The organism is Aquirufa sp. 5-AUSEE-100C1 (genome assembly GCF_054558655.1).
In genome coordinates this window covers 583,805-603,650 of the sequence record NZ_JBPXKO010000003.1, presented here as the reverse complement: position 1 = coordinate 603,650, position 19,846 = coordinate 583,805, and the positions used below count along the sequence as shown (strand labels likewise).

Sequence of the window (19,846 nt, the reverse complement as noted above, 5' to 3'; positions counted from 1 at the left end):
TCCTATTTTCAAATTCCTGTAAAAATGTTAATTATTTAATTCGATTACCACGCATTCGCTTGCTGCTAACTTTCAGACCAGAGAAAGACGACTTCATAATCAGTAAACGAACCTTCTTTTTGTTGTAAAGCAAATACTTATTGCCATCATAGGTCAAACGAGAAAATGTTGGACTTCCTGTATCATCGACCAACTGATAGTAATACTCTCCGCGCTCTCCCAATACAGGTGCAAAATGCAAACTCTTTTCCTCCCCAGCTCCCGCTTCAAAAGAAATCAACAATTGATCTTTGTTCTCTTTAACCAAAACGCCTGGAGTTTCTTGCTCCAAGCTCACGCGGTTAATCGACTTACCGTTGACAATCGTGACTTTACCTGATTTTACGTTGGCATCCGACGCATTGAGCTCTCTTTCCAAAAACAACGCATTATCATTGTAAAACTGAATTTTATCCAAAGGCAATTGATTCTCTTTAATTAAAGACATTAAGGAACCAGTCAATTGCGTCTTCTCTGAGCATGAGCTCAACAAAATCACACCTAACAATAAATAAACGAGCTTTTTCATAGAATTAATTGACGCCTTCAGCTAGAATTAACACCTTATTGTTTAATACTTCAACAACTCCACCTTCAATTTGAAAGACCTCTTTATCAGCCGAAAGTGTTCCTTTATCCAAGGTACTTACCAATGCCGCGTGATCATTCAAAATCTGGAAAGAACCATCCACGCCAGGTAAAGTAACCACAGAAGCTTCTCCTGAGAATACTTTACGATCGGGTGTAATAATTTCTACAAACATAGTTTTCTTATTTAGCAGCTTCTGCTAGCAATTTCTCTCCTTTAACTACCGCATCCTCAATTGTACCTACTAAGTTGAACGCCGCCTCTGGTAGGTGGTCATACTCTCCATCGATAATCGCATTGAAACCTTTGATCGTATCGTTGATATCTACTAGAACGCCTTTTAAGCCTGTAAATTGTTCAGCCACAAAGAAAGGTTGTGATAAGAAACGTTGAACACGACGTGCACGAGATACGACTAACTTATCTTCTTCCGATAATTCATCCAATCCAAGGATTGCAATGATATCTTGTAACTCTTTATAACGTTGTAAAATTTCTTTTACTCGTTGAGCCGTATTGTAATGCGAATCACCTAAAACTTCTGCAGATAAAATACGAGATGATGAATCCAAAGGATCCACCGCTGGGTAAATTCCTAATTCAGCAATTTTACGAGACAATACCGTCGTCGCATCTAAGTGGGCAAACGTAGTTGCCGGCGCTGGATCCGTTAAGTCATCGGCAGGTACGTAAACCGCTTGTACCGAGGTAATGGAACCACGCTTTGTCGAAGTGATACGCTCTTGCATCGCTCCCATCTCCGTTGCCAATGTTGGCTGATAACCTACCGCGGATGGCATACGACCCAAAAGGGCAGATACCTCAGAACCCGCTTGAGTAAAACGGAAGATATTATCAATAAAGAATAAGATATCACGTCCTTGACCTTCGCCATCTCCATCACGGAAGTGCTCCGCAACAGTCAAACCTGACAAAGCCACACGAGCACGAGCTCCTGGAGGTTCGTTCATTTGACCAAACACCAAAGTAGCTTGCGATTTAGCCAATTCCGTTTGATCTACTTTCGATAGATCCCACTCCCCTGCTTCCATTGCATGCTTAAACTCTTCACCATATTTAATAACGCCAGACTCAATCATCTCACGCAATAAGTCATTTCCTTCACGCGTACGCTCTCCTACACCTGCAAACACAGATAAACCTTCGTAAGCCTTCGCAATGTTGTTAATCAACTCCATGATCAATACGGTCTTACCTACACCGGCACCACCGAACAAACCAATTTTACCTCCCTTTACATAGGGAGCTAATAAGTCGATTACTTTAATTCCTGTAAATAATACCTCAGTGGTTGTTGCCAACTCATCAAACTTAGGTGCTGCACGGTGAATCGGCAATCCCTTATCTGATTTAGGCTGAGAAATACCATCAATCGCATCTCCAACTACATTAAACAAACGACCTTTAATACCTTCGCCAGTTGGCATAGTCATCGGAGTTCCCTTGTCCACAACCTCTTGACCACGCTGAAGACCTTCAGTACCCTCCATCGCAATCGTTCTTACACGATCCTCTCCTAAGTGTTGTTGAACCTCTAAAATAAGTTCCTGACCATTTGATTTGGTAACAGAAAGAGCATTTAAAATTGCTGGTAAATGTGATCCATCGCCTTCGAAGCTCACATCGACTACAGGCCCAATAACCTGAGCAACTCTCCCTTTATTAACTGCGTTTGCCATTTGAAAATTTAATTTATAAAAATGAGATATCCATTCGAAGCGCAAAATTAGCTCGGAATTTCCAATAAACAAAAATGAGTATTGTATTTTTCTCCTTTTTTTTAACAAAATCAGCCCAATTCTTTGAATGAATTAAAGTTTATGCAGAAATTGGCTCGAGAAAAAAATGAGACCTTGAGCCCGAAATCCCAATTTGCCTTTCCCGCTTTCATTTGCCTAGTCAGCCTCTGCTGTCTAGCCTATTATTTTGTAGGAAGCCCAAGTCCATTGATTCTTCAAGAAGTCAGCGAAATTATTCCCGATAGAGCTATCGTGGATTCGAATGGGACTGGCCAACTAGAAAGCACTGTCTATTTTATTCGACAATCTTTCGTCGCAACTCCCCATTTCAATAATTCAATCACCTATGGGGCATACCTGATTAACATGTCTTTTGTACTAATCCTACTACTCATCGGATTCAAGCAATGGGGGCAATTCAGTTATCGCTATCTTTTCGGCGGCTTCCTCTCTTGGGCTTTCGTTATTTATTTCACGAACTCAAATGCCAGCTTGGCGGATATTTCCCTCATCCTTATTGACCAACTTACTAGCCTAGGAATACTTACACTTGTCCTGACCACCGTATTTATTTCCGCCTCAATCCCTCGAATTCTATTCCAATTCGGACAGACAGAAACACCAAAGCAAAGCAAAAAGAATTGGCTATTTTTCAGTAGCTTTTATTTAGCTAATCTAATCCTGAGCTATGGAAATAGCTATTTAGCATGGGATATTCCCTTAGCGATACCCGGTTTGGTTTTTTTCGTGGCCGCATGGAGCGCCTATTCATTTCTTCCCAACTTCTTTAATAAGCCCTTAGTTTGGGGTTTGGGCATGGCAAGTTTGGGCACAGTCCTACTATTATTAATTTCTGGAAATGACGCTGGGATACAAGCCTTTCAGCATTGGACACTCATCTGCTTCATTTTAATGCTCTTGTTATTTCCCCTATTCATTTACAGCAATTTCAGAACCCCTCTTTCCCAGAACCTCCCTGTTTATAAAATCGTTCACAAGGCCCCACACATTGACTTGCGAATCATATACATTGGAGTAACTATTTTAGGGATAGCATGGGTATTCGCAAAGAATGGCACCGTTTGGCATCAGCTACAAGCCGCCTACTACAATGAAAGAGGCGATATCGCTTTACTCCGCCGAGACAAACAAGGTACGGAATTTGCTTACCAACGAGCCATGATTCATAGTAAATTAAACGCTAAGAGTAATCTAAGTTTAGCGGCGATGGCTCTTGACGTACAGGACGTAGAAACGGCAGCCTATTACCTGACAACCGCCAATGTGAAACACCCAAAACCTGCACAATACATAGCTTTGGCAGCGATATATCAACAAGCTAACAAATCCTTTGAGGCGCTATTCGCACTTCAACAGGGCCAACAAAAATTCCCTGAATCTTTGGAGATGAACACACAATTAGCTCGACAATTCGAAAACTTGCAATCGGCGGATTCCGCCAAGCATTACTATGAACGAGCTTGGCGGATGAAACCCTCGCATCCAATTGCGCTAGCCAATTATTTATATGCCTCCAAGGAGCTGCAATCAGCCCTTGAAAATCAAGATGACCCTGCAGTTCAAGCCAACCAGGTTGCCATCTCGATGTTGAAAGGGAACAAATTCACTGAACCCAAATCTGTATATGATACAAGTCCGGGAGGAGATTTACGCGTTTGGGCGCTCATCTACAATTATAATCTTTGGGCCAAAGATCAGGCCGCATTAATTCCTTCCGACTGGATGAAAAATCCTAGCGTTTTAGCTACTTTCCCTGAAATCAAACTCCTCGATGCTTGGCAAGAATTTCATCATGGGAAATGCCTAAAGGCGCTCCAAAAGGTCAATCTATTGATTAGTGCGGATACGACATCAAAAACAGAGGGACTCCAGCAAATTTTAGGTTTTTGGAAACAAAGTCTATTGGAACCTCAAACCAGTCCTCGTATTGAAAATTGGCAACAGGCTCAAGTCGCATTGGACAAATACCCCTTTCAAATAGAGGTATTACAAAAATCGCTTGCCCTTTTGAATCAAGCAAAAAAAGAAAAGGAAGGCTACGATGCCGCATTGGCCGCCCTCCAATGGAATGAAAATATCCCGGTTTACTACCTAATCTATGCGATACAAGCTTATCATATTGGAGAAATCACCTATGGGAATGAGGCGCTTGAGGCCTTAAAAAAATTAAGCCCGAGCACCTACGAGGCCAATAAAACCACGCTCTCAGAAGCACAAGCTCTAGCTACAGAAAGACAAAAATTTAATTGAGGCCTTGTCTATCAGATAATTATGCCGTAGATTTGCAAACCAAAATTACATGCATGATGGAGTCAATGGTTCTTTCATTCTGCATTCACCTAATGAACCAAACAAGATGAATCAAAAAATTCGCATCAAGTTGAAGTCGTTCGACCATACATTGGTTGACAAATCAGCTGAAAAAATCGTTAAGGCGGTTAAAGCAACAGGAGCTGTTGTTTCTGGTCCAATTCCATTACCAACTAAAGTTGAGAAATTCACAGTTTTGCGTTCACCACACGTGAACAAGAAAGCGCGTGAGCAATTTCAATTATGTACGTACAAGCGTCTAATTGATATCTTCTCTTCTTCAGCAAAAACTGTTGACGCTTTGATGAAATTAGAATTACCATCAGGTGTTGATGTTGAGATCAAAGTTTAACCTTCGGTCCCAATTCAATAAAAAAACCTCTCCGAGCAATCGAAGAGGTTTTTTTTATGACCAAAGTTGAAAAATCTTCCGCAACGGCTTCAGCGAAACGGTAATAAAATATGGCTTCAAGCCATTCTCTCGCCAAGCCTGTCGATCTTCTAAGTTGGCCACCCAGCGATGCTTTAAAGATGCCGTACTCGTACCACCATTCCGCATGGTCATCAATAATTTGGGCAGATAGGCCACGGAAATCCCGTGTTTGTACAAGGCCCGCAACATGAATTCATAATCCCCTGCGCAGGTATAATGTGTTTTGAAACTTCCCAAGTCTTCGTATACGCTCCGCTTCACATAAAATGTGGGATGCGGCGGCATCCAACCCAACAGCCAGTTGGAACGCTTGTATTCTCCCGCCTTCCATTTTCGTACCACTTTTGAGCTTACGGGATCAATAAATTGCAAGTCGCCATAGACCGAATCAACGCCTTGTTGCTCAAAAACCTCCACGACAGAACGAATGACATCCGAGCTCGGGTAAAAATCATCCGCACCAATCACCCCAATCACATCACCCTTTGCAAGGGCAAGCCCCTTGTTGAAGGCATCATAAATACCCTGATCTGGTTCCGATATGTAGTTAATCCGATCTCCGTAGCTCGCCAACAGTTCTTTCGTCCCATCCTTTGAATCTCCATCGATTACCCAATATTCGATATCAGGATAATCCTGGGCCAACACGCTCTCAATGGTTTGTTGGAGCGTAGCCACAGCATTAAAACTTACGGTCAGAATGGAAACTTTCAATGGATTTGATTAAAAACCAAAGATAATAAAATCCCTTTCAAAGCACCTCGCTCTATTTTAAAGAATGAAAAGTATTTTTTTTAAGTGAAGACTTGACAAAAATATATTTTTCCGTACCTTTGCAAACCCAATTCGATTCTAAATCGGATTTTAATTAATAAAGCAATGAAAAGAACATTCCAACCCTCAGTACGTAAAAGAAAGAACAAGCACGGATTCCGTGAGCGTATGTCTACTGCAAACGGTCGTCGTGTGTTAACGGCACGTCGCGCGAAAGGTCGCCATAAGTTATCTGTTTCTGACGAGAAGAGAGGTAAATAAGCCATAATTTAGTTTTAGCTGATTTAGGCCATTTACTTATTCCATAAGTAATCATGCCATGAATTTCAGTTTTCCTAAATCCGAACGATTAACCCAAGTCAAGCTAATCGATTCGTTATTCCAAAAGGATAGTACAAGCGTTTCACAACGTTTTGTCTATCCTTTTCGAGTTTTGTACCTAGCCAATACAGCGGCAAAACTCGCAGCGCCACAAATCGTGATTTCCGTTCCCAAGCGAAAGTTTAAGAAAGCGGTCCACCGAAATTTATTAAAGCGTCGAATCCGAGAGGCATATCGTTTAAATAAGCCGCATTTCGTAGGTCCAGCTTTCCAGCCATTACCAGATTACATAGGTTTTGTCTATATTGGTTCAACCATTGAGCCCTATGCCAAAATTGAAAAACGAATGATTGGCATTTTAAAAGACCTCACAACGCCCACATTATGCGAATAAGTACACATAAAATTCTCGCATTTTTGCTGATTTCTGGCTTATTTCTCGCCTTCACGAAACCCGGTGACCGATTCTTTGACATTGCCAAAAACTTAGATATTTATGCGACAGTCTTCAAAGAACTGAATACATTTTACGTGGATGAAGTAGATCCCAAAAAAGCTACAGAGACATCCATCGAGGCATTATTAAAAAGCTTTGACCCCTACACCGTGTATTACCCCGAAGATGAAATCGATGATTTCCTTCAAATGACGACGGGCAAATACCAGGGAATCGGAATCATTCTTTCAGAAATCGACAAAACCCAACGCATTACTTTTATTGAAGAAAATAGCCCCGCGCACCGTGCTGGACTGGGCATTGGCGATCAGATTCTAGCAATTAATGGTACCCGACTTCAAGATACACCCGAAACGGAACCGGCCGTTTTAATGAAAGGGGCCTCAGGTACAAATGTCAACATTGAGGTGCTTCAGGTGGGCAAATCCACTCCACAGATTTTTAGCATCAAGCGAGAGACGGTACAAATTAAAAATGTAGTCAATACTGCCATCATCCAACCCGGCGTAGGCTATATCCTATTGGAGGATTTTAACGCCTCCGCAAGCAAGGAAGTAAAAAATGCCATCGTTGAATTGAAGAAACAGGGAATGAAAGAACTGATATTGGATCTTCGCAATAATCCCGGTGGACTATTGACTCAAGCAATCGATATTTGTAACTTATTCCTCCCCAAGGGCACGAAGATTGTAGAAACGCGCGGAAAAGTAGAAGAATGGAACAAAAGCTACCTAGCGCTCAACCAAGCCATTGATACGGAAACTCCCATCGTAGTGCTCATCAATAATCGTACGGCCTCAGCCGCCGAAATTGTCGCAGGTGTCTTACAAGATTATGACCGGGCTGTGATCCTTGGCCAAAAAAGTTATGGCAAAGGGCTAGTACAAGTTACCCGAGATTTGCCCTACCGAACAAAAATGAAAATTACCACAGCTAAATACTACATTCCGAGCGGACGTTGTATTCAAGCCCTGGACTACCAACATAAAAATGCCGATGGTTCCGCCAAGGCATTCCAAGATTCAAGTGCCAAGACTTTTTACACAAAGAATGGTCGGAAAGTCGTAGATGGCGGAGGTATTCTCCCTGACCAAGTGAATGATAAAAAAGCGCTATCCCATTTTGCCCAAGCTTTGTTAAAACAGGATATGTTTTTTCTATTTGCCAGCGAGTACCACGCTAATCATCCGAGCATTGCGCCAGCTGACCAATTTACGGCTGATGCGGCATTATTGGAACAATTCAAAAACACGCTAAGCAAATCAAAATTTAGCTACGAATCTCCCGTAGAGCACCAAGTAAAAAAATTACTAGAAGCTACCCGTGAGCAATCGGACTATGCCGATTTACAAAAAAACATCCTTGCACAATCTGAAAGCTGGAACACAAAAATAGACCGCGAGTTTAGCCGTCATACCCAGGAGTTAAAACCACTTTTGGAGCAAGAAATGATTATGCATTACTACCTTCAAAAAGGCCTAAATGCATGGTCAGTCCGAAGAGACCCTAGCATCCTTGCGGCCATTGAACTATTAGGCAAACCCACTAAATTTGCATCCATCCTAACGCGACGCGAAAAACCATGAGTCTAATTCTGAGCATAGAAACATCCACTCCTTTGTGTTCTGTCGCTATTCACAGCGAGGGGAAGCTCCTTGCCACGAAAGAAACGCTCGAAGAAGGTGGCCACGGCAAGCGCTTAACGCGATTAATTGAGGCTGCTTGTGAAGAAGCTAACTTGACAATCAAGGACATGGATGCTATAGCGATTTCGATTGGACCCGGTTCCTACACAGGCTTGCGAATAGGCTTAGCAACCGCCAAAGGGCTATGCTTCGGCTTAGAAAAACCATTGATTAGCCTAAATACCTTGAAAATCATGGCAAATGCCTGGGATAAAAAAGGGGGAACCCATTTACTCCTTCCCATGATGGATGCCAGACGAATGGAGGTTTACGCAGCGGTATTCGATCCACAAACCCGGTCGGAAATCGTCGAAACAGCTGCCGTTGTTTTAGAAGCGAATTCTTTTGAAAACCTAAATCAACCAACCCTTGCGTTCGGAAACGGCGCCTTGAAATGGCAAGCATCCTGCCTCAACCCGATGATTCGCTTTTCGGATGAACAGCCATTCCCACAGGCTAAGTATATGGGGGAAGATGCCTACCAAGCCTACCTAAGTCAACAATTTGCAGCCCTGGTACAGGCTGAACCCGAATATTTAAAAGAGTTCATGGGGACAAAACCCAAAATTAAATCGATCTAGCTATGGAGGAGATTGTCAATAAAGTCCAACAAAGTGGCCTAATCCAAATCGATTTGGAATGTCTTCGGCCGGGCGGCGAACGTATCTTTTTCGATATTGCACCCCAACTTTACATGGGCCTTGCTTTACGTGAAAAAGATTTCAGAGCCTTTGTTCAAAGCCATGATTGGCAACAATATACCGGAAAACATGTGGCGATAGGATGTAGTACGGATGCTATCATTCCCACCTGGGCATATATGTTGGTCTGTACCCAACTCAGCCCAATAGCCTCAACGATTCATTTCGGAACACTTCAGGAATTAGAAAATCAACTCTTTCAATCCATGATTCAAAATCTAGATCTAACACCCTATGTGAATGGTAAAATTGTGGTGAAAGGCTGTTCTAAAGAGGCTGTACCGACTGACGCATATGTGGCCTTAACGAATCGATTGCGCCCAATCGTCCGAAGTATCTTTTTTGGGGAACCTTGCAGTACGGTTCCTTTGTATAAAAAAGCAAGATAATCCGACCTATTTCCTAAATTTAAGCTTTCGATTTTCTGTATGTCCCAACAATCTCAAGAACAGTATCAATTTATTTCAGCGATTTTAGCGCAACATATTGGTGCGGGCACTCAGATTGATGACCTTCAATTTTTTTATGGGGGAAATTTTAATTTGGCCGTTCGGGTTAAGTCGGGCCAGTCTGAATATTTTATCAAATGGACGCAAGGAGAACATCAAGGTCTATTTGAGGCAGAAGCTAAAAACCTACAGCTCATTAAAAACACGGAGGCGATTGATGTCCCGAGCGTATTAGGCGTTGGCAATTTAGATGCGAAAGAATATCTCATGATGGAATGCATCCAGTCGGCCGAAAAATCAAAAGTATATTGGCCTGATTTTGGTCATAAATTAGCTCATTTACATCAAAATACAGGCTCGCTGGGTCATGGCTTAGATTACACCAACTTCCTTGGAGCTGCGAAGCAAGATAATGCCTGGGAATCCAACGGAGTCCAGTTTTTTATCCAAAAACGCTTAAAAAAACAGGTAGATGATGCCATCTATCATCGCAGAATTTCTGCGGAAATGGAGAGCCAATTCGAGGCTTTATATGAAAAATTGCCAAATCTAATCCCCAATGAGCCATCCGCTTTGTTGCACGGTGACCTCTGGTCTGGCAATGCCATGGTAAATGCACAAGGTGAAATAACGCTCGTTGACCCTTGCTCCTATTTTGGATTACGGGAAGCCGAATTAGCGTTCACGACGATGTTTGGTGGATTTCCTACCGAATTTTATGAAGCTTATCATCAAACCTTTCCGATTGAAAAGGGCTTTCATGAGCGCATTCCCCTATACAATTTGTATCCCTTGATGGTCCATGTAAATTTGTTTGGAGAAGGATATCTACCCGCAGTTAATAAAATCTTGGCAAGCTATTGATCGAAGGAATTTAACCATTCCTCGACCACCACATCAGGGTCTTTAGCTCCAGGAAAGAAGGAAACAAGCTTTCGGAAAATTTCTTCCATCACGGCATCCGGGCAGGAAGCCCCACAAGTCAAGAGAATTCGTACCGGCTGCTTTTGAGGGATAAAATCCAAGGTTTGAATTTCGTCTTTTTTACGGTTGTTGAAATGTAAAATTTCCGTAGGTGTAATCAGCTTATCCGCAGATTTAATAAAATAAGTGGGTAACTTTTCAGCACACAAATCCACCAAGTGGGCGGTGTTAGATGAATTATATCCACCCGCTACGATCGCAAAATCGGCCTCAATCTCGAGTAGTCCATAAGTTGCGCTTTGATTATCATTCGTAGCATAACACAGGGTATCTCGCGTATCGGCAAAATGATCGGTGATTTGATCCGGTTTCAATTGGTAGTAATTGATTATTTCTTCGCGTAAATAATCAACAATCTCCTGCGTATCTGTGGCAAGCATCGTGGTTTGATTCACCACACCAATACGTTCTAAATCAGTTTCTGGGTTAAAACCTTTGGAGTATTGCCCTTCAAATTCATCGTAAAAGTCTTCGGCCGACTTCTCTTTGCGAATGTAATAGGCTAACTGCTCAGCCTGCTGAAAATCTTTTATAACTAAAGTAGGAGTAACTGCCTGCGAATGCGAAAAAGTTGCTTTTGTCTCCTCATGACTTGGTTTACCATGAACAATGACCGAGTAGGATTTCTGACCGATGGCATTCGCACGATTCCATACTTTCTCAACAAAAGGGCATGTCGTATCGTAGGCATAGGTGTCGATTCCGATCGAGCTCAGTTTAGCTTGAATCTCTAGCGTTGTTCCAAAGGCAGGCACAATGACAATATCCGTTGATTTTAAGTCATCCCAAGGAATGATTTGTCCCCCCTTGGTATCTTGAATAAACGCGACCCCTCGATCCAGTAAATCGGCATTAACTGCTGGATTATGAATCATTTCCGAAAGGAGAAAGATTCGTTTCCCGGGATTTTCATCGATGATTTTGTAGGCAGTTTCTACCGCATTTTCTACCCCATAGCAGAAGCCAAAATGGCGAGACAAGTATATCTCAACCGGCCCAAAATTAAAATAAGCTGGACTGTAGTCTTTTTTTAATTTATCGCGTAACCGTCTTTTTTCCTTGATCGAACCAATCAATGAACTGCTAAACAAGCTAGGAATGGAAAATGATTTCATGCGATGCAGTTTGCGTTATTATGCACAAATAACCCTTAAACGGGGGAAGTGTTTCCAAATTTACAAAAGACGATTGGGAATCAGGCAACCTTACGCTTATTTACCATTAAATAATTGATTTACAAAGATGTTGTGGATGAATGAATAGTTTATGTTAATTTTACATGTAATTATCTACGAAATCAACAACCCTTAAATACAAATGAGCAAGTCAAGAACTAGCAAATTTACATTTTGGCGTTCTGTTTTAACCAACCCGATGAGTGGTGGTTTGATTTCATTATTCCGCAATCCAATCATCTTTTTATACATTGGGTTGTTCATTTTCGCGATTCTAATTAACGTAGAGCACTCGTTCAGTGAAGCTCCCAAGCAATCAGGGTATTTTTCGGGCTCGGTCTCATTCGACAAAAACGCTTCATACAACATCAATACGACTAAAGTGTCAGCGACAATTTTGAAGATCAGCGATGAAACGATGTTGGAAATAAAGGCTACAAGCGTCAATGACTCCGAAACGGTGTATACGCAGATTAAAAATTTTAAGGGAGTGGGAACTTACTTTATCCCAGGCGATGGTACTTCCAACAATATTGGAAATCTGATCAAGGACATTCAAGATTATCAAAATAAGAATAATTTTTACGAAGCCACTCGTCCAAATTCGGCGGGAATCTCTAATGGCGTTGGCCGCGTGAACATCACCTCCTACTCCGAGGATGCCATTTCGGGTGATTTGGTTTTGATTGGGAATAATCCAGCAGGCCAACAAGCAATTCTGGGTTCCGCTAAATTCAAAGTAAACCTACACCCCTAATGGACTTGATTGATTTTGAACCTGCCGTCGTCCAAGCTTCTTGGGAAAAAGTACTCGATTTCTTTGAAAAACAATTTAATAAACGACCAAGTGATCTCGAATCCATCTTGTTTTTAATAGGGGTTCAAGAATTGGGAATAGGACATAAGGTATTTACCAAAGAGGAAAAACAAGATTTGATGCACATTGCTACTTGCAAAGTATTAAGCTATAGTGGATTTTATGAATTAGAAGGTTTGGATGAGGCCGGATGGCCCCATTGGAATTTGGTCAACCCCGTTCCGTCCCTAAATCTAAAAGAGCAGGATCTCTTATTAAAAGCCCATATTATTCATTATTTTGAAACCGAAGTCTATTAAACGATGACTAAAATAATTAGTTACAATGTGAACGGAATCCGAGCTGCGATTCAAAAGGGCTTCACATCTTGGTTGGCCGACCAACAAGCCGATATCATTTGCATTCAGGAATTGAAGGCCGAATTTGACCAAGTAGACACCTCAGAAATTGAGCAGTTGGGTTATTCGATCCATTGGCATTCGGCGCAAAAGAAAGGTTATTCCGGGGTAGCCATTTTTTCTAAACTCACACCCAAGCATGTAGAAATTGGCTGTGGAATCGAAAAATACGACTTTGAAGGACGCGTTTTGCGTTTGGATTTTGAGCAATTTTCGGTCATGAGTGTATATATGCCCTCGGGTTCGAGTGGTGACGAACGTCAGGCCTTCAAAATGGAATGGCTTTCCGATTTTCATACCTATGCACTAAACTTGCAAAAAGAAATTCCGAATTTGATTATTTCGGGGGATTACAATATTTGTCATCGGGCCATCGACATTCACAATCCGAAAGGAAATGCGAATAGTTCTGGTTTTTTGCCAGAGGAACGTGAATGGATGGAGACATTTGTGAACAACGGGTTTGTAGATACCTTCCGTTTAATCAATCCGGAACAAGCGCATGCTTATTCTTGGTGGAGTTACCGAGCAGGTGCCCGCGGAAAAAATCTAGGTTGGCGTATCGATTACCACATGGCAAGTGCGAATTTAAAAGATCAGATTGCCAATGCCTATATTTTACCTGATGCCATGCATTCGGACCATTGCCCAATTGTCGTAGAACTTAAAACAGCTTAATATGCACTTCGAAAAACACGTCTTTATTTGCGCAAACGACAAGGATGCTCCTAAAAAATGTTGTGGCTCTGGCCATGGGATGGAATTGGTAGAAGCATTCAAATCAGCCTATGCGGAAGCAGGGAGTCCTGCCAAAATCCGTCTTCAGCGCGCGGGATGTTTAGATTTTTGTGGAAAAGGACCTGCCATGGTTGTATACCCTGAAGGCGTTTTTTATGGAAATGTCAGCCTGGATGATGTCAAAGAAATTACACAGAAACATTTGATCGAAGGGGACGTGGTGAGCCGACTGCAAATCGGATAATTAGTTAGCTATGCAATATCGTTTATACCCAACACTCTTGAATTCATTTTCTTTGTACCTGCAGCAAGCAAGGGACAAGGCTGGAAAAATCATTGTGGATGAAATCGAGATGATTGAGCGAATCAATCGCGTGAAAAAACCAAGTACACAAGCCCAACAAAAAGGAATGGACTTTGAGCGTGCGGTAATCTTAGGGGAAGACGAGGAATTATTCGAAGAAGGAATTATTGATAAAGCAAGAGCTCTTTTACCTGAAAAATACAAAACTCAATATTATGTTGAGTCACGCTACAAAAATGCCTTGATTTATGGCTATGTGGATGGTGTAAGCGAAGAGGTAGCCTTTGATTTAAAATCCACATCCTATTACGAAGCAGGTCGATTCGCGAACAACCACCAAAACCTCTATTTATTGGGGCTTCAAAAACTTGGGATAGAGCAGTTGGACTATGTAATTACCGACTTCAAAGAAGTATACAAGGAAACTTATTTTCTGAATCAATACGATTTCAGCCCCCTGTATGCTCAAATCGAACAATTCCAGTCTTTTTTGGAAGAGAATAAAAAATTCATTCGGGATAAAAAGATTTTCGATCGAAAATCCAACGACAATCAATTGTCCTTATTCGAATAAATCCAACAATTGACTTAGTTGGCTAATTCGGATATTCGACGTTTCGGATTCTTCCCGAACATGCAGATGAATCGCCGAAATTCCCACGGCCTCAGCGGCTTGAATGTCAATGATGGGATGATCCCCCACCATGACAACTTCCGAGGCAAGGCATTGTGCCTCCTTCAGTGCAAAATGAAAGAAATCTGGCGAAGGTTTCTTGCACCCGGCCACTTCCGACGTGATGATGCGTTGAAAAAAATGACTCATCCCAACACCCTGAATCTTTACGTGCTGAATGTCATCGAAGCCATTGGTCAACACATACAAAGGGTATTTGCTAGCTAAACTTTCAATAACCTGATAGGCCCCCGGCAGCAAATTCGTTTTACGTGGGGTCCGACTAAGATACAAATCCGAGAAAAGTTGAGCATCCCCTTTCCAAGACATCGCCTCAAAAAATTCGACAAAACGGGTCTCTCGTAATTCCTTTTGTGAAATACGACCATGCTGGTAATCGTCCCATAATCGGTCGTTAATTGCCTGAAATTTTTCCCAAATATCGGTATTGCTATGTGAAAACGATTGTTCAATGGGAAGTTCCACCATTAATTCTTGAATGACTTCGAAGGCATTTCGATCGTGATCCCAGAGGGTATGATCCCAATCAAAAAAAATGGCTTTTGGACTAAATTTCATCGAACAAAGGTAATAATAAGCTACCTTTGTCCCTATTAATTTCTGATAAGCTATGGAGCATCAATTACAATTAAAAAAACCGTTGGCCTTTTTCGATTTAGAAACCACCGGAATCATGGTGAACAAGGATCGTATTGTGGAAATTTCCATTGCGAAGGCGAATATCGATGGCTCTGTGGAGGTCAAGACGCGCCGCGTGAATCCAGGTATTCCCATTCCATTAGAAGCTTCCTTGGTACACGGCATCTATGATGCGGATGTTGCGAATGAACCGAATTTCAAACAAGTGGCAAAGTCCCTCGCGGGTTTTTTAGAGGGTTGTGATTTGGCAGGATTCAATTCCAATCGTTTTGATGTACCGATGTTAGTGGAGGAGTTTTTGCGTGCAGAGGTCGACTTCGATATGAAAAACAGAAAATTGGTAGATGCCCAACGAATCTTCCACATGATGGAACCGCGTAACCTGACGGCGGCTTACCGCTTCTATTGTGACAAAGAGCTGATTGGTGCGCACGGTGCCGAGGCAGATGTTTTGGCAACATTGGAAGTTTTAAATGCCCAAGTGAAGCGTTATGCGAACACTCCACTGAAAGATTCCGAAGGAAATGAATTCTTCCCGATTCAAAATGATGTGAATGCCTTGCATGAATTGAGCGCTTCCAATTCCATCGACTTTGCCAATCGAATGATTTACAACAAAAATCAGGTTGCGGTGTTTAATTTTGGAAAGCACATGGGACGTCCTGTTTTAGAGGTGCTCAAATCGGACCCGTCCTATTATGATTGGATGATGAAGGGAGATTTCCCCATGGATACCAAACGGAAATTAACCGAAATTAAATTACAAGGTTTTCAACGTTAGGGGCTTAAGAATTCAGTTTTATTCGTATTTTTGCCCCGCATAAATGCATTCAACTACTAACTATGCAATCGATTCCAGAAGTATTACGTACGATTCCGCTGACGCATTACATTTTATTTAGTTCTGCTCTTTTTTGTATCGGAATTTTAGGGGTTTTAACACGTCGAAATGCGATCATCGTGTTCATGGCCATTGAATTAATGTTAAATGCTGTCAATTTATTATTGGCCGCATTCTCATCGTATTATTCAGATCCGGCAGGTCAGATATTCGTTTTCTTCATCATGGCGGTTGCGGCAGCCGAAGTAGCGGTAGGCCTTGCTATCATTGTAATGATTTACCGTAATATTCAAAGTATTGATATTGGCGTACTTAATAAAATCAAGAATTAATTACTGCGCTTTTAACGATCCTCCTATGTCATTAGTCTATTTAATCCCCCTATTACCGTTTTTAGGTTTTGCTATCAACGGATTAGCCTTCCCCAAATTAAACAAATCAAGTGCGGGAATCATTGGAACGATACCTCCACTGGTAGCCTTCGCTTTGTCTTTGCAATTGTTTCTAAACTTTGATGGGAAAGCTCAGATTTACACCTTAGCCGAGTGGATAAAGGTGGGTTCTTTATCAATCCCTTTTGAGTTTCAAGTGGACCAATTATCGCTGTTGATGTTGTTAATCATCACGGGAGTTGGCACCTTGATTCACATCTACTCAATGGGCTATATGTCGCATGATGCGGGATTTGGAAAGTTTTTCGCTTTCTTAAATCTGTTTGTATTTTTCATGCTCATCTTGGTTCTTGGGGCCAATTTCACCGTATTATTCATCGGTTGGGAAGGCGTAGGTCTTTGCTCTTATTTACTAATTGGCTTCTGGAATCAGAAAAACAGTTACGGAGATGCCGCACGCAAGGCCTTCATCATGAACCGTATTGGTGATTTAGGTTTCTTGGTGGGTATATTCTTATTGATTCAAAACTTTAATACCACAAACTACCAAAGCATTTTCCAAGCGATTGCCTCTGGAAATGTACCTGAAAACATAGGCTTAATTGCTTTCTGCTTGTTTATTGGAGCTATGGGTAAATCGGCACAAATTCCGTTGTTTACCTGGTTACCAGATGCGATGGCGGGCCCAACCCCTGTTTCGGCCTTGATTCACGCAGCCACAATGGTGACGGCGGGAATTTACATGGTCATTCGTGCCAATGTGATTTTCGAATTAAGCCCAGAAGTCTTACATTTCGTGGGTTGGATTGGTTTAGCGACTGCCTTATTAGGTGCGGCGATTGGTCTATTCCAAAATGATATTAAAAAGGTATTAGCCTACTCTACGGTCTCACAGTTGGGCTACATGTTCATGGGCTTGGGAGCCTCTGCTTACACAGCGTCGTTCTTCCACGTGATGACACATGCGTTCTTCAAGGCGCTCTTGTTTTTAGGAGCGGGTTCGGTGATTCATGCCATGTCGGACGAACAAGATATTCGTAAAATGGGAGGCTTGAAGTCGAAAATGCCAATTACCTATTTCACATTTTTGTTAGGTACAATTGCCATTGCAGGTATTCCACCATTTGCAGGTTTCTTCTCTAAAGACGAAATTTTAGCCCATTTATATCACCATGATTTTGCGATGTGGTGTTTAGCGATTGTAGGATCTGCCCTGACTTCATTCTATATGTTCCGCGTATTTATATTGACATTCTTCGGTGATTTCCGTGGAACGGAGGAGCAAGCACATCATTTACATGAGTCCCCTTTGAGCATGACCTTCCCTTTGATGGTTCTCGCGGTATTATCGGTTATTGGAGGATTAATCAACTTGCCTCATTTCGCAGGTGGAAATGAATTCTTAGCGCATTGGTTGGCCCCAATGCTACCTGAAGCTGGAGAATCTGCGGAGGTTTCCTTCTTGACCCTAGAAATGGGCGCTCCATTGTTGGCAGCTTTTGGACCGGCCTTTTTAGCAATCTATATATTTGGTGTTAAAAAATCGGTTCCAGGTGCTGATGAGTCCATTAGCGGAATCCAAAAAGTTATCTATCACAAATTCTACATTGATGAATTATACGATTTAATCATCGTAAAACCGATTTCAATTCTTGGTAATTTCTGTTTCCAAGTGTTGGAGTTTTTAGTAATCGATTTGATTGTAGAAGGTATTGGACGAATTGTGGCATATGCCTCGACCGAATTCCGTCGGATTCAAACGGGGAATGTGGGGTATTACATTTTCGTTATGGTTATTTCCATTACCCTTATTCTCGCATTGAGTTTAAGAACTTGGATTTTGTAATTTTTAATAGACAAAAGAGGTATGTTATTACTATTTATCCTATTATTCCCGTTGGTATTGGGCGCTGGTTTATTGCTTGTTAAACCCAGTAAACCATTTGGCATTGCATTGGCGGGATCTCTTATTGAAGCGATTGCTACTGCTTATGCCTTAAGCGCTGAATCATTACAATTTTCCCAAGCTTGGCTACCGGAAGCGGGCATTAGTTTCACGCTTTGGTTGGATGGAATCAATGGTGTATTGATTGGGTTGACGGGTCTTTTGATTCCATTTATTATTGGATCTACAACGAACTCGGACAAATCTGAAAACGCCTCGTACTTAGGTTTAATCTTAAGCATGCAATCAGCCTTGCTAGGGGCTTTTCTTGCCAAAGACGCGTTCTTGTTCTACTTCTTCTTTGAAGCATCTCTTCTACCGATTTACTTCTTAGCTGCACAATATGGCGGTGAAAACAGAACAGCTATCACCTTCAAGTTTTTTGTTTATACCTTATTCGGATCCTTATTTTTATTGATCGCATTAATTTATGTCTATCTACGGACGCCAGGTGAAACACATTCTGCTGATATCGAAACCTTGTATTTAACCGCACGAAATCTAAGTGCAGAACACCAAGGCTTATTATTTTTAGCATTTTTCATTGCGTTTGCGATTAAGATGCCGGTATTCCCATTCCATACGTGGCAACCGGATACCTATACAACCTCACCAGTTCAAGGAAGTATGCTACTGGGTGGTATCATGTTGAAAATGGGTACCTATGGTATGATCAGATTAGTTATTCCGATGTTTCCATTGGGAATTACGCAATGGGGATTGACGGTTTCGGTGCTTTCGATCATCGGTATTATTTATGGTTCGGTGATTGCGATCCAACAAAAAGATGCAAAACGTTTATTGGCTTATTCGTCCTTTGCGCACGTTGGTTTGATGGCCGCGGGTATCATGACACAGAGTGTCGACGGCATTCAAGGGGCCCTTTACCAAATGTTATCGCATGGTATCAATTTAGTGGGTTTGTTCTTTGTGATTGAGGTAATTGAACGCAGAACGAAAACGCGTGAATTAGCTCAGCTTGGCGGAATCACCCAATCATCGTATGTCTTAACGGTTGCCTTTATCGTGTTGAGTTTGGGCTCGGTGGCATTGCCATTGACGAATGGATTTATCGGTGAATTCTTGTTATTGAAGAGTGTGTTTGATCAAGAAATGTATTTGGGAATCATTGCTGGAATCACGATTATTTTGGGTGCGGTTTATACCTTGAGACTGATTCAAAAAACAATCTTTGGTAATGTATCGAAGGTAACCAAATCATTTGAAGACCTTGTATTGGGCGAAAAGTTAGTTTTAATTCCGTTAATCATCTTGGTGATTGTCGGCGGACTATTCCCTCAATATGTATTATCATTCAGTGCCGCTAGTGTGGAAAAACTTGTTGCGCTTTTAAACTAAGCGGAATTTAAAATAACAGTT

The 19,846-nt window shown here is 41.7% G+C and carries 23 protein-coding genes; 17 read left to right on the top strand and 6 right to left on the bottom strand.

Annotated features, from left to right (window positions below; all coding sequences use genetic code 11):
• Positions 1 to 31: 31 nt before the first annotated feature.
• The 3 genes from ACMH5P_RS09760 to atpD are packed head-to-tail and all read right to left on the bottom strand — an operon-like array spanning position 32 to position 2,328.
• Complete coding sequence (locus tag ACMH5P_RS09760; protein ID WP_459494180.1) at positions 32 to 568, bottom strand: hypothetical protein; 537 nt, start codon at positions 566 to 568, stop codon at positions 32 to 34.
• A gap of 4 nt (positions 569 to 572) precedes the next feature.
• The gene (locus ACMH5P_RS09755) at positions 573 to 803 is read right to left on the bottom strand and encodes a F0F1 ATP synthase subunit epsilon (RefSeq protein WP_459494179.1); all 231 of its coding nucleotides are present in this window, start codon (positions 801 to 803) and stop codon (positions 573 to 575) included.
• A 7-nt stretch (positions 804 to 810) separates the two neighbouring features.
• On the bottom strand, positions 811 to 2,328 hold the full coding sequence (gene atpD / locus ACMH5P_RS09750; RefSeq protein WP_459494178.1) for a F0F1 ATP synthase subunit beta: 1,518 nt from the start codon (positions 2,326 to 2,328) through the stop codon (positions 811 to 813).
• Positions 2,329 to 2,469: 141 nt separating this feature from the next.
• Here atpD and ACMH5P_RS09745 point away from each other — a divergent pair, with 141 nt between their 5' ends.
• Together ACMH5P_RS09745 and rpsJ are read left to right on the top strand one after the other, a co-directional pair.
• A complete protein-coding gene (locus tag ACMH5P_RS09745; protein WP_459494177.1) occupies positions 2,470 to 4,659 on the top strand; it encodes a hypothetical protein in 2,190 nt (729 codons plus the stop codon).
• A 106-nt stretch (positions 4,660 to 4,765) separates the two neighbouring features.
• Positions 4,766 to 5,071 carry a 30S ribosomal protein S10 gene (gene rpsJ / locus ACMH5P_RS09740; protein WP_315575090.1) on the top strand — a complete coding sequence of 102 codons (306 nt, stop codon included), beginning with the start codon at positions 4,766 to 4,768 and terminating at the stop codon, positions 5,069 to 5,071.
• 54 nt (positions 5,072 to 5,125) lie between these two features.
• Here the strand turns inward: rpsJ and ACMH5P_RS09735 are convergent, their stop codons facing one another.
• A complete protein-coding gene (locus tag ACMH5P_RS09735) occupies positions 5,126 to 5,866 on the bottom strand; it encodes a glycosyltransferase family 2 protein (RefSeq protein WP_459494176.1) in 741 nt (246 codons plus the stop codon).
• Positions 5,867 to 6,031: 165 nt separating this feature from the next.
• On the opposite strand from ACMH5P_RS09735, the gene rpmH reads away from it, so the two are divergent.
• The 6 genes from rpmH to ACMH5P_RS09705 are packed head-to-tail and all read left to right on the top strand — an operon-like array spanning position 6,032 to position 10,403.
• Complete coding sequence (gene rpmH, locus ACMH5P_RS09730; protein WP_127802947.1) at positions 6,032 to 6,187, top strand: 50S ribosomal protein L34; 156 nt, start codon at positions 6,032 to 6,034, stop codon at positions 6,185 to 6,187.
• Positions 6,188 to 6,245: 58 nt separating this feature from the next.
• Entirely contained in the window at positions 6,246 to 6,641 is a 396-nt protein-coding gene (locus ACMH5P_RS09725) for a ribonuclease P protein component (RefSeq protein ID WP_459494175.1), read from the top strand.
• Positions 6,632 to 8,290 (top strand): S41 family peptidase, encoded by a 1,659-nt coding sequence (locus ACMH5P_RS09720; protein ID WP_459494174.1) that lies wholly within the window; start codon positions 6,632 to 6,634, stop codon positions 8,288 to 8,290. Before ACMH5P_RS09725 ends, ACMH5P_RS09720 begins: the two co-directional genes overlap by 10 nt.
• Positions 8,287 to 8,970 carry a tRNA (adenosine(37)-N6)-threonylcarbamoyltransferase complex dimerization subunit type 1 TsaB gene (gene tsaB, locus ACMH5P_RS09715; RefSeq protein ID WP_459494173.1) on the top strand — a complete coding sequence of 228 codons (684 nt, stop codon included), beginning with the start codon at positions 8,287 to 8,289 and terminating at the stop codon, positions 8,968 to 8,970. Before ACMH5P_RS09720 ends, tsaB begins: the two co-directional genes overlap by 4 nt.
• A gap of 2 nt (positions 8,971 to 8,972) precedes the next feature.
• Positions 8,973 to 9,479 (top strand): DUF2480 family protein, encoded by a 507-nt coding sequence (locus tag ACMH5P_RS09710; RefSeq protein ID WP_459494172.1) that lies wholly within the window; start codon positions 8,973 to 8,975, stop codon positions 9,477 to 9,479.
• A 39-nt stretch (positions 9,480 to 9,518) separates the two neighbouring features.
• Positions 9,519 to 10,403 (top strand): fructosamine kinase family protein, encoded by an 885-nt coding sequence (locus tag ACMH5P_RS09705; protein WP_459494171.1) that lies wholly within the window; start codon positions 9,519 to 9,521, stop codon positions 10,401 to 10,403.
• Here the strand turns inward: ACMH5P_RS09705 and ACMH5P_RS09700 are convergent.
• Positions 10,397 to 11,638 carry a 4-hydroxy-3-methylbut-2-enyl diphosphate reductase gene (locus tag ACMH5P_RS09700; RefSeq protein WP_459494170.1) on the bottom strand — a complete coding sequence of 414 codons (1,242 nt, stop codon included), beginning with the start codon at positions 11,636 to 11,638 and terminating at the stop codon, positions 10,397 to 10,399. The two genes, ACMH5P_RS09705 and ACMH5P_RS09700, sit on opposite strands and share 7 nt — an antisense overlap.
• A 202-nt stretch (positions 11,639 to 11,840) precedes the next feature.
• Here ACMH5P_RS09700 and ACMH5P_RS09695 point away from each other — a divergent pair, with 202 nt between their 5' ends.
• The 5 genes from ACMH5P_RS09695 to ACMH5P_RS09675 are packed head-to-tail and all read left to right on the top strand — an operon-like array spanning position 11,841 to position 14,529.
• Positions 11,841 to 12,455, top strand: a complete 615-nt coding sequence (locus tag ACMH5P_RS09695; RefSeq protein ID WP_459494169.1) for a hypothetical protein — start codon at positions 11,841 to 11,843, stop codon at positions 12,453 to 12,455.
• Positions 12,455 to 12,814, top strand: coding sequence for a hypothetical protein (locus ACMH5P_RS09690; RefSeq protein WP_459494168.1), 360 nt, complete (start codon positions 12,455 to 12,457; stop codon positions 12,812 to 12,814). The genes ACMH5P_RS09695 and ACMH5P_RS09690 overlap by 1 nt, the downstream gene beginning before the upstream one ends.
• A 3-nt stretch (positions 12,815 to 12,817) precedes the next feature.
• Positions 12,818 to 13,591 (top strand): exodeoxyribonuclease III, encoded by a 774-nt coding sequence (locus tag ACMH5P_RS09685; protein WP_459494167.1) that lies wholly within the window; start codon positions 12,818 to 12,820, stop codon positions 13,589 to 13,591.
• 1 nt (position 13,592) lies between these two features.
• The gene (locus tag ACMH5P_RS09680; RefSeq protein WP_459494166.1) at positions 13,593 to 13,895 is read left to right on the top strand and encodes a (2Fe-2S) ferredoxin domain-containing protein; all 303 of its coding nucleotides are present in this window, start codon (positions 13,593 to 13,595) and stop codon (positions 13,893 to 13,895) included.
• 10 nt (positions 13,896 to 13,905) lie between these two features.
• Positions 13,906 to 14,529, top strand: coding sequence for a hypothetical protein (locus ACMH5P_RS09675; protein ID WP_459494165.1), 624 nt, complete (start codon positions 13,906 to 13,908; stop codon positions 14,527 to 14,529).
• On the opposite strand, the gene ACMH5P_RS09670 is transcribed toward ACMH5P_RS09675, so the two are convergent.
• Positions 14,518 to 15,207: a YjjG family noncanonical pyrimidine nucleotidase gene (locus tag ACMH5P_RS09670; RefSeq protein ID WP_459494164.1), complete on the bottom strand. Its 690-nt coding sequence runs from the start codon at positions 15,205 to 15,207 to the stop codon at positions 14,518 to 14,520. The two genes, ACMH5P_RS09675 and ACMH5P_RS09670, sit on opposite strands and share 12 nt — an antisense overlap.
• Before the next feature lie 52 nt (positions 15,208 to 15,259).
• Here ACMH5P_RS09670 and ACMH5P_RS09665 point away from each other — a divergent pair, with 52 nt between their 5' ends.
• The 4 genes from ACMH5P_RS09665 (at position 15,260) to ACMH5P_RS09650 (ending at position 19,825) form a co-directional block, all read left to right on the top strand.
• On the top strand, positions 15,260 to 16,069 hold the full coding sequence (locus ACMH5P_RS09665; RefSeq protein WP_459494163.1) for an exonuclease domain-containing protein: 810 nt from the start codon (positions 15,260 to 15,262) through the stop codon (positions 16,067 to 16,069).
• Between the two features lie 62 nt (positions 16,070 to 16,131).
• Positions 16,132 to 16,461 (top strand): NADH-quinone oxidoreductase subunit NuoK, encoded by a 330-nt coding sequence (gene nuoK / locus ACMH5P_RS09660; protein ID WP_459494162.1) that lies wholly within the window; start codon positions 16,132 to 16,134, stop codon positions 16,459 to 16,461.
• 25 nt (positions 16,462 to 16,486) lie between these two features.
• Positions 16,487 to 18,367 (top strand): NADH-quinone oxidoreductase subunit L, encoded by a 1,881-nt coding sequence (gene nuoL, locus ACMH5P_RS09655; protein WP_459494161.1) that lies wholly within the window; start codon positions 16,487 to 16,489, stop codon positions 18,365 to 18,367.
• A gap of 21 nt (positions 18,368 to 18,388) precedes the next feature.
• On the top strand, positions 18,389 to 19,825 hold the full coding sequence (locus tag ACMH5P_RS09650) for a complex I subunit 4 family protein (protein WP_459494160.1): 1,437 nt from the start codon (positions 18,389 to 18,391) through the stop codon (positions 19,823 to 19,825).
• Positions 19,826 to 19,846: the final 21 nt, after the last annotated feature.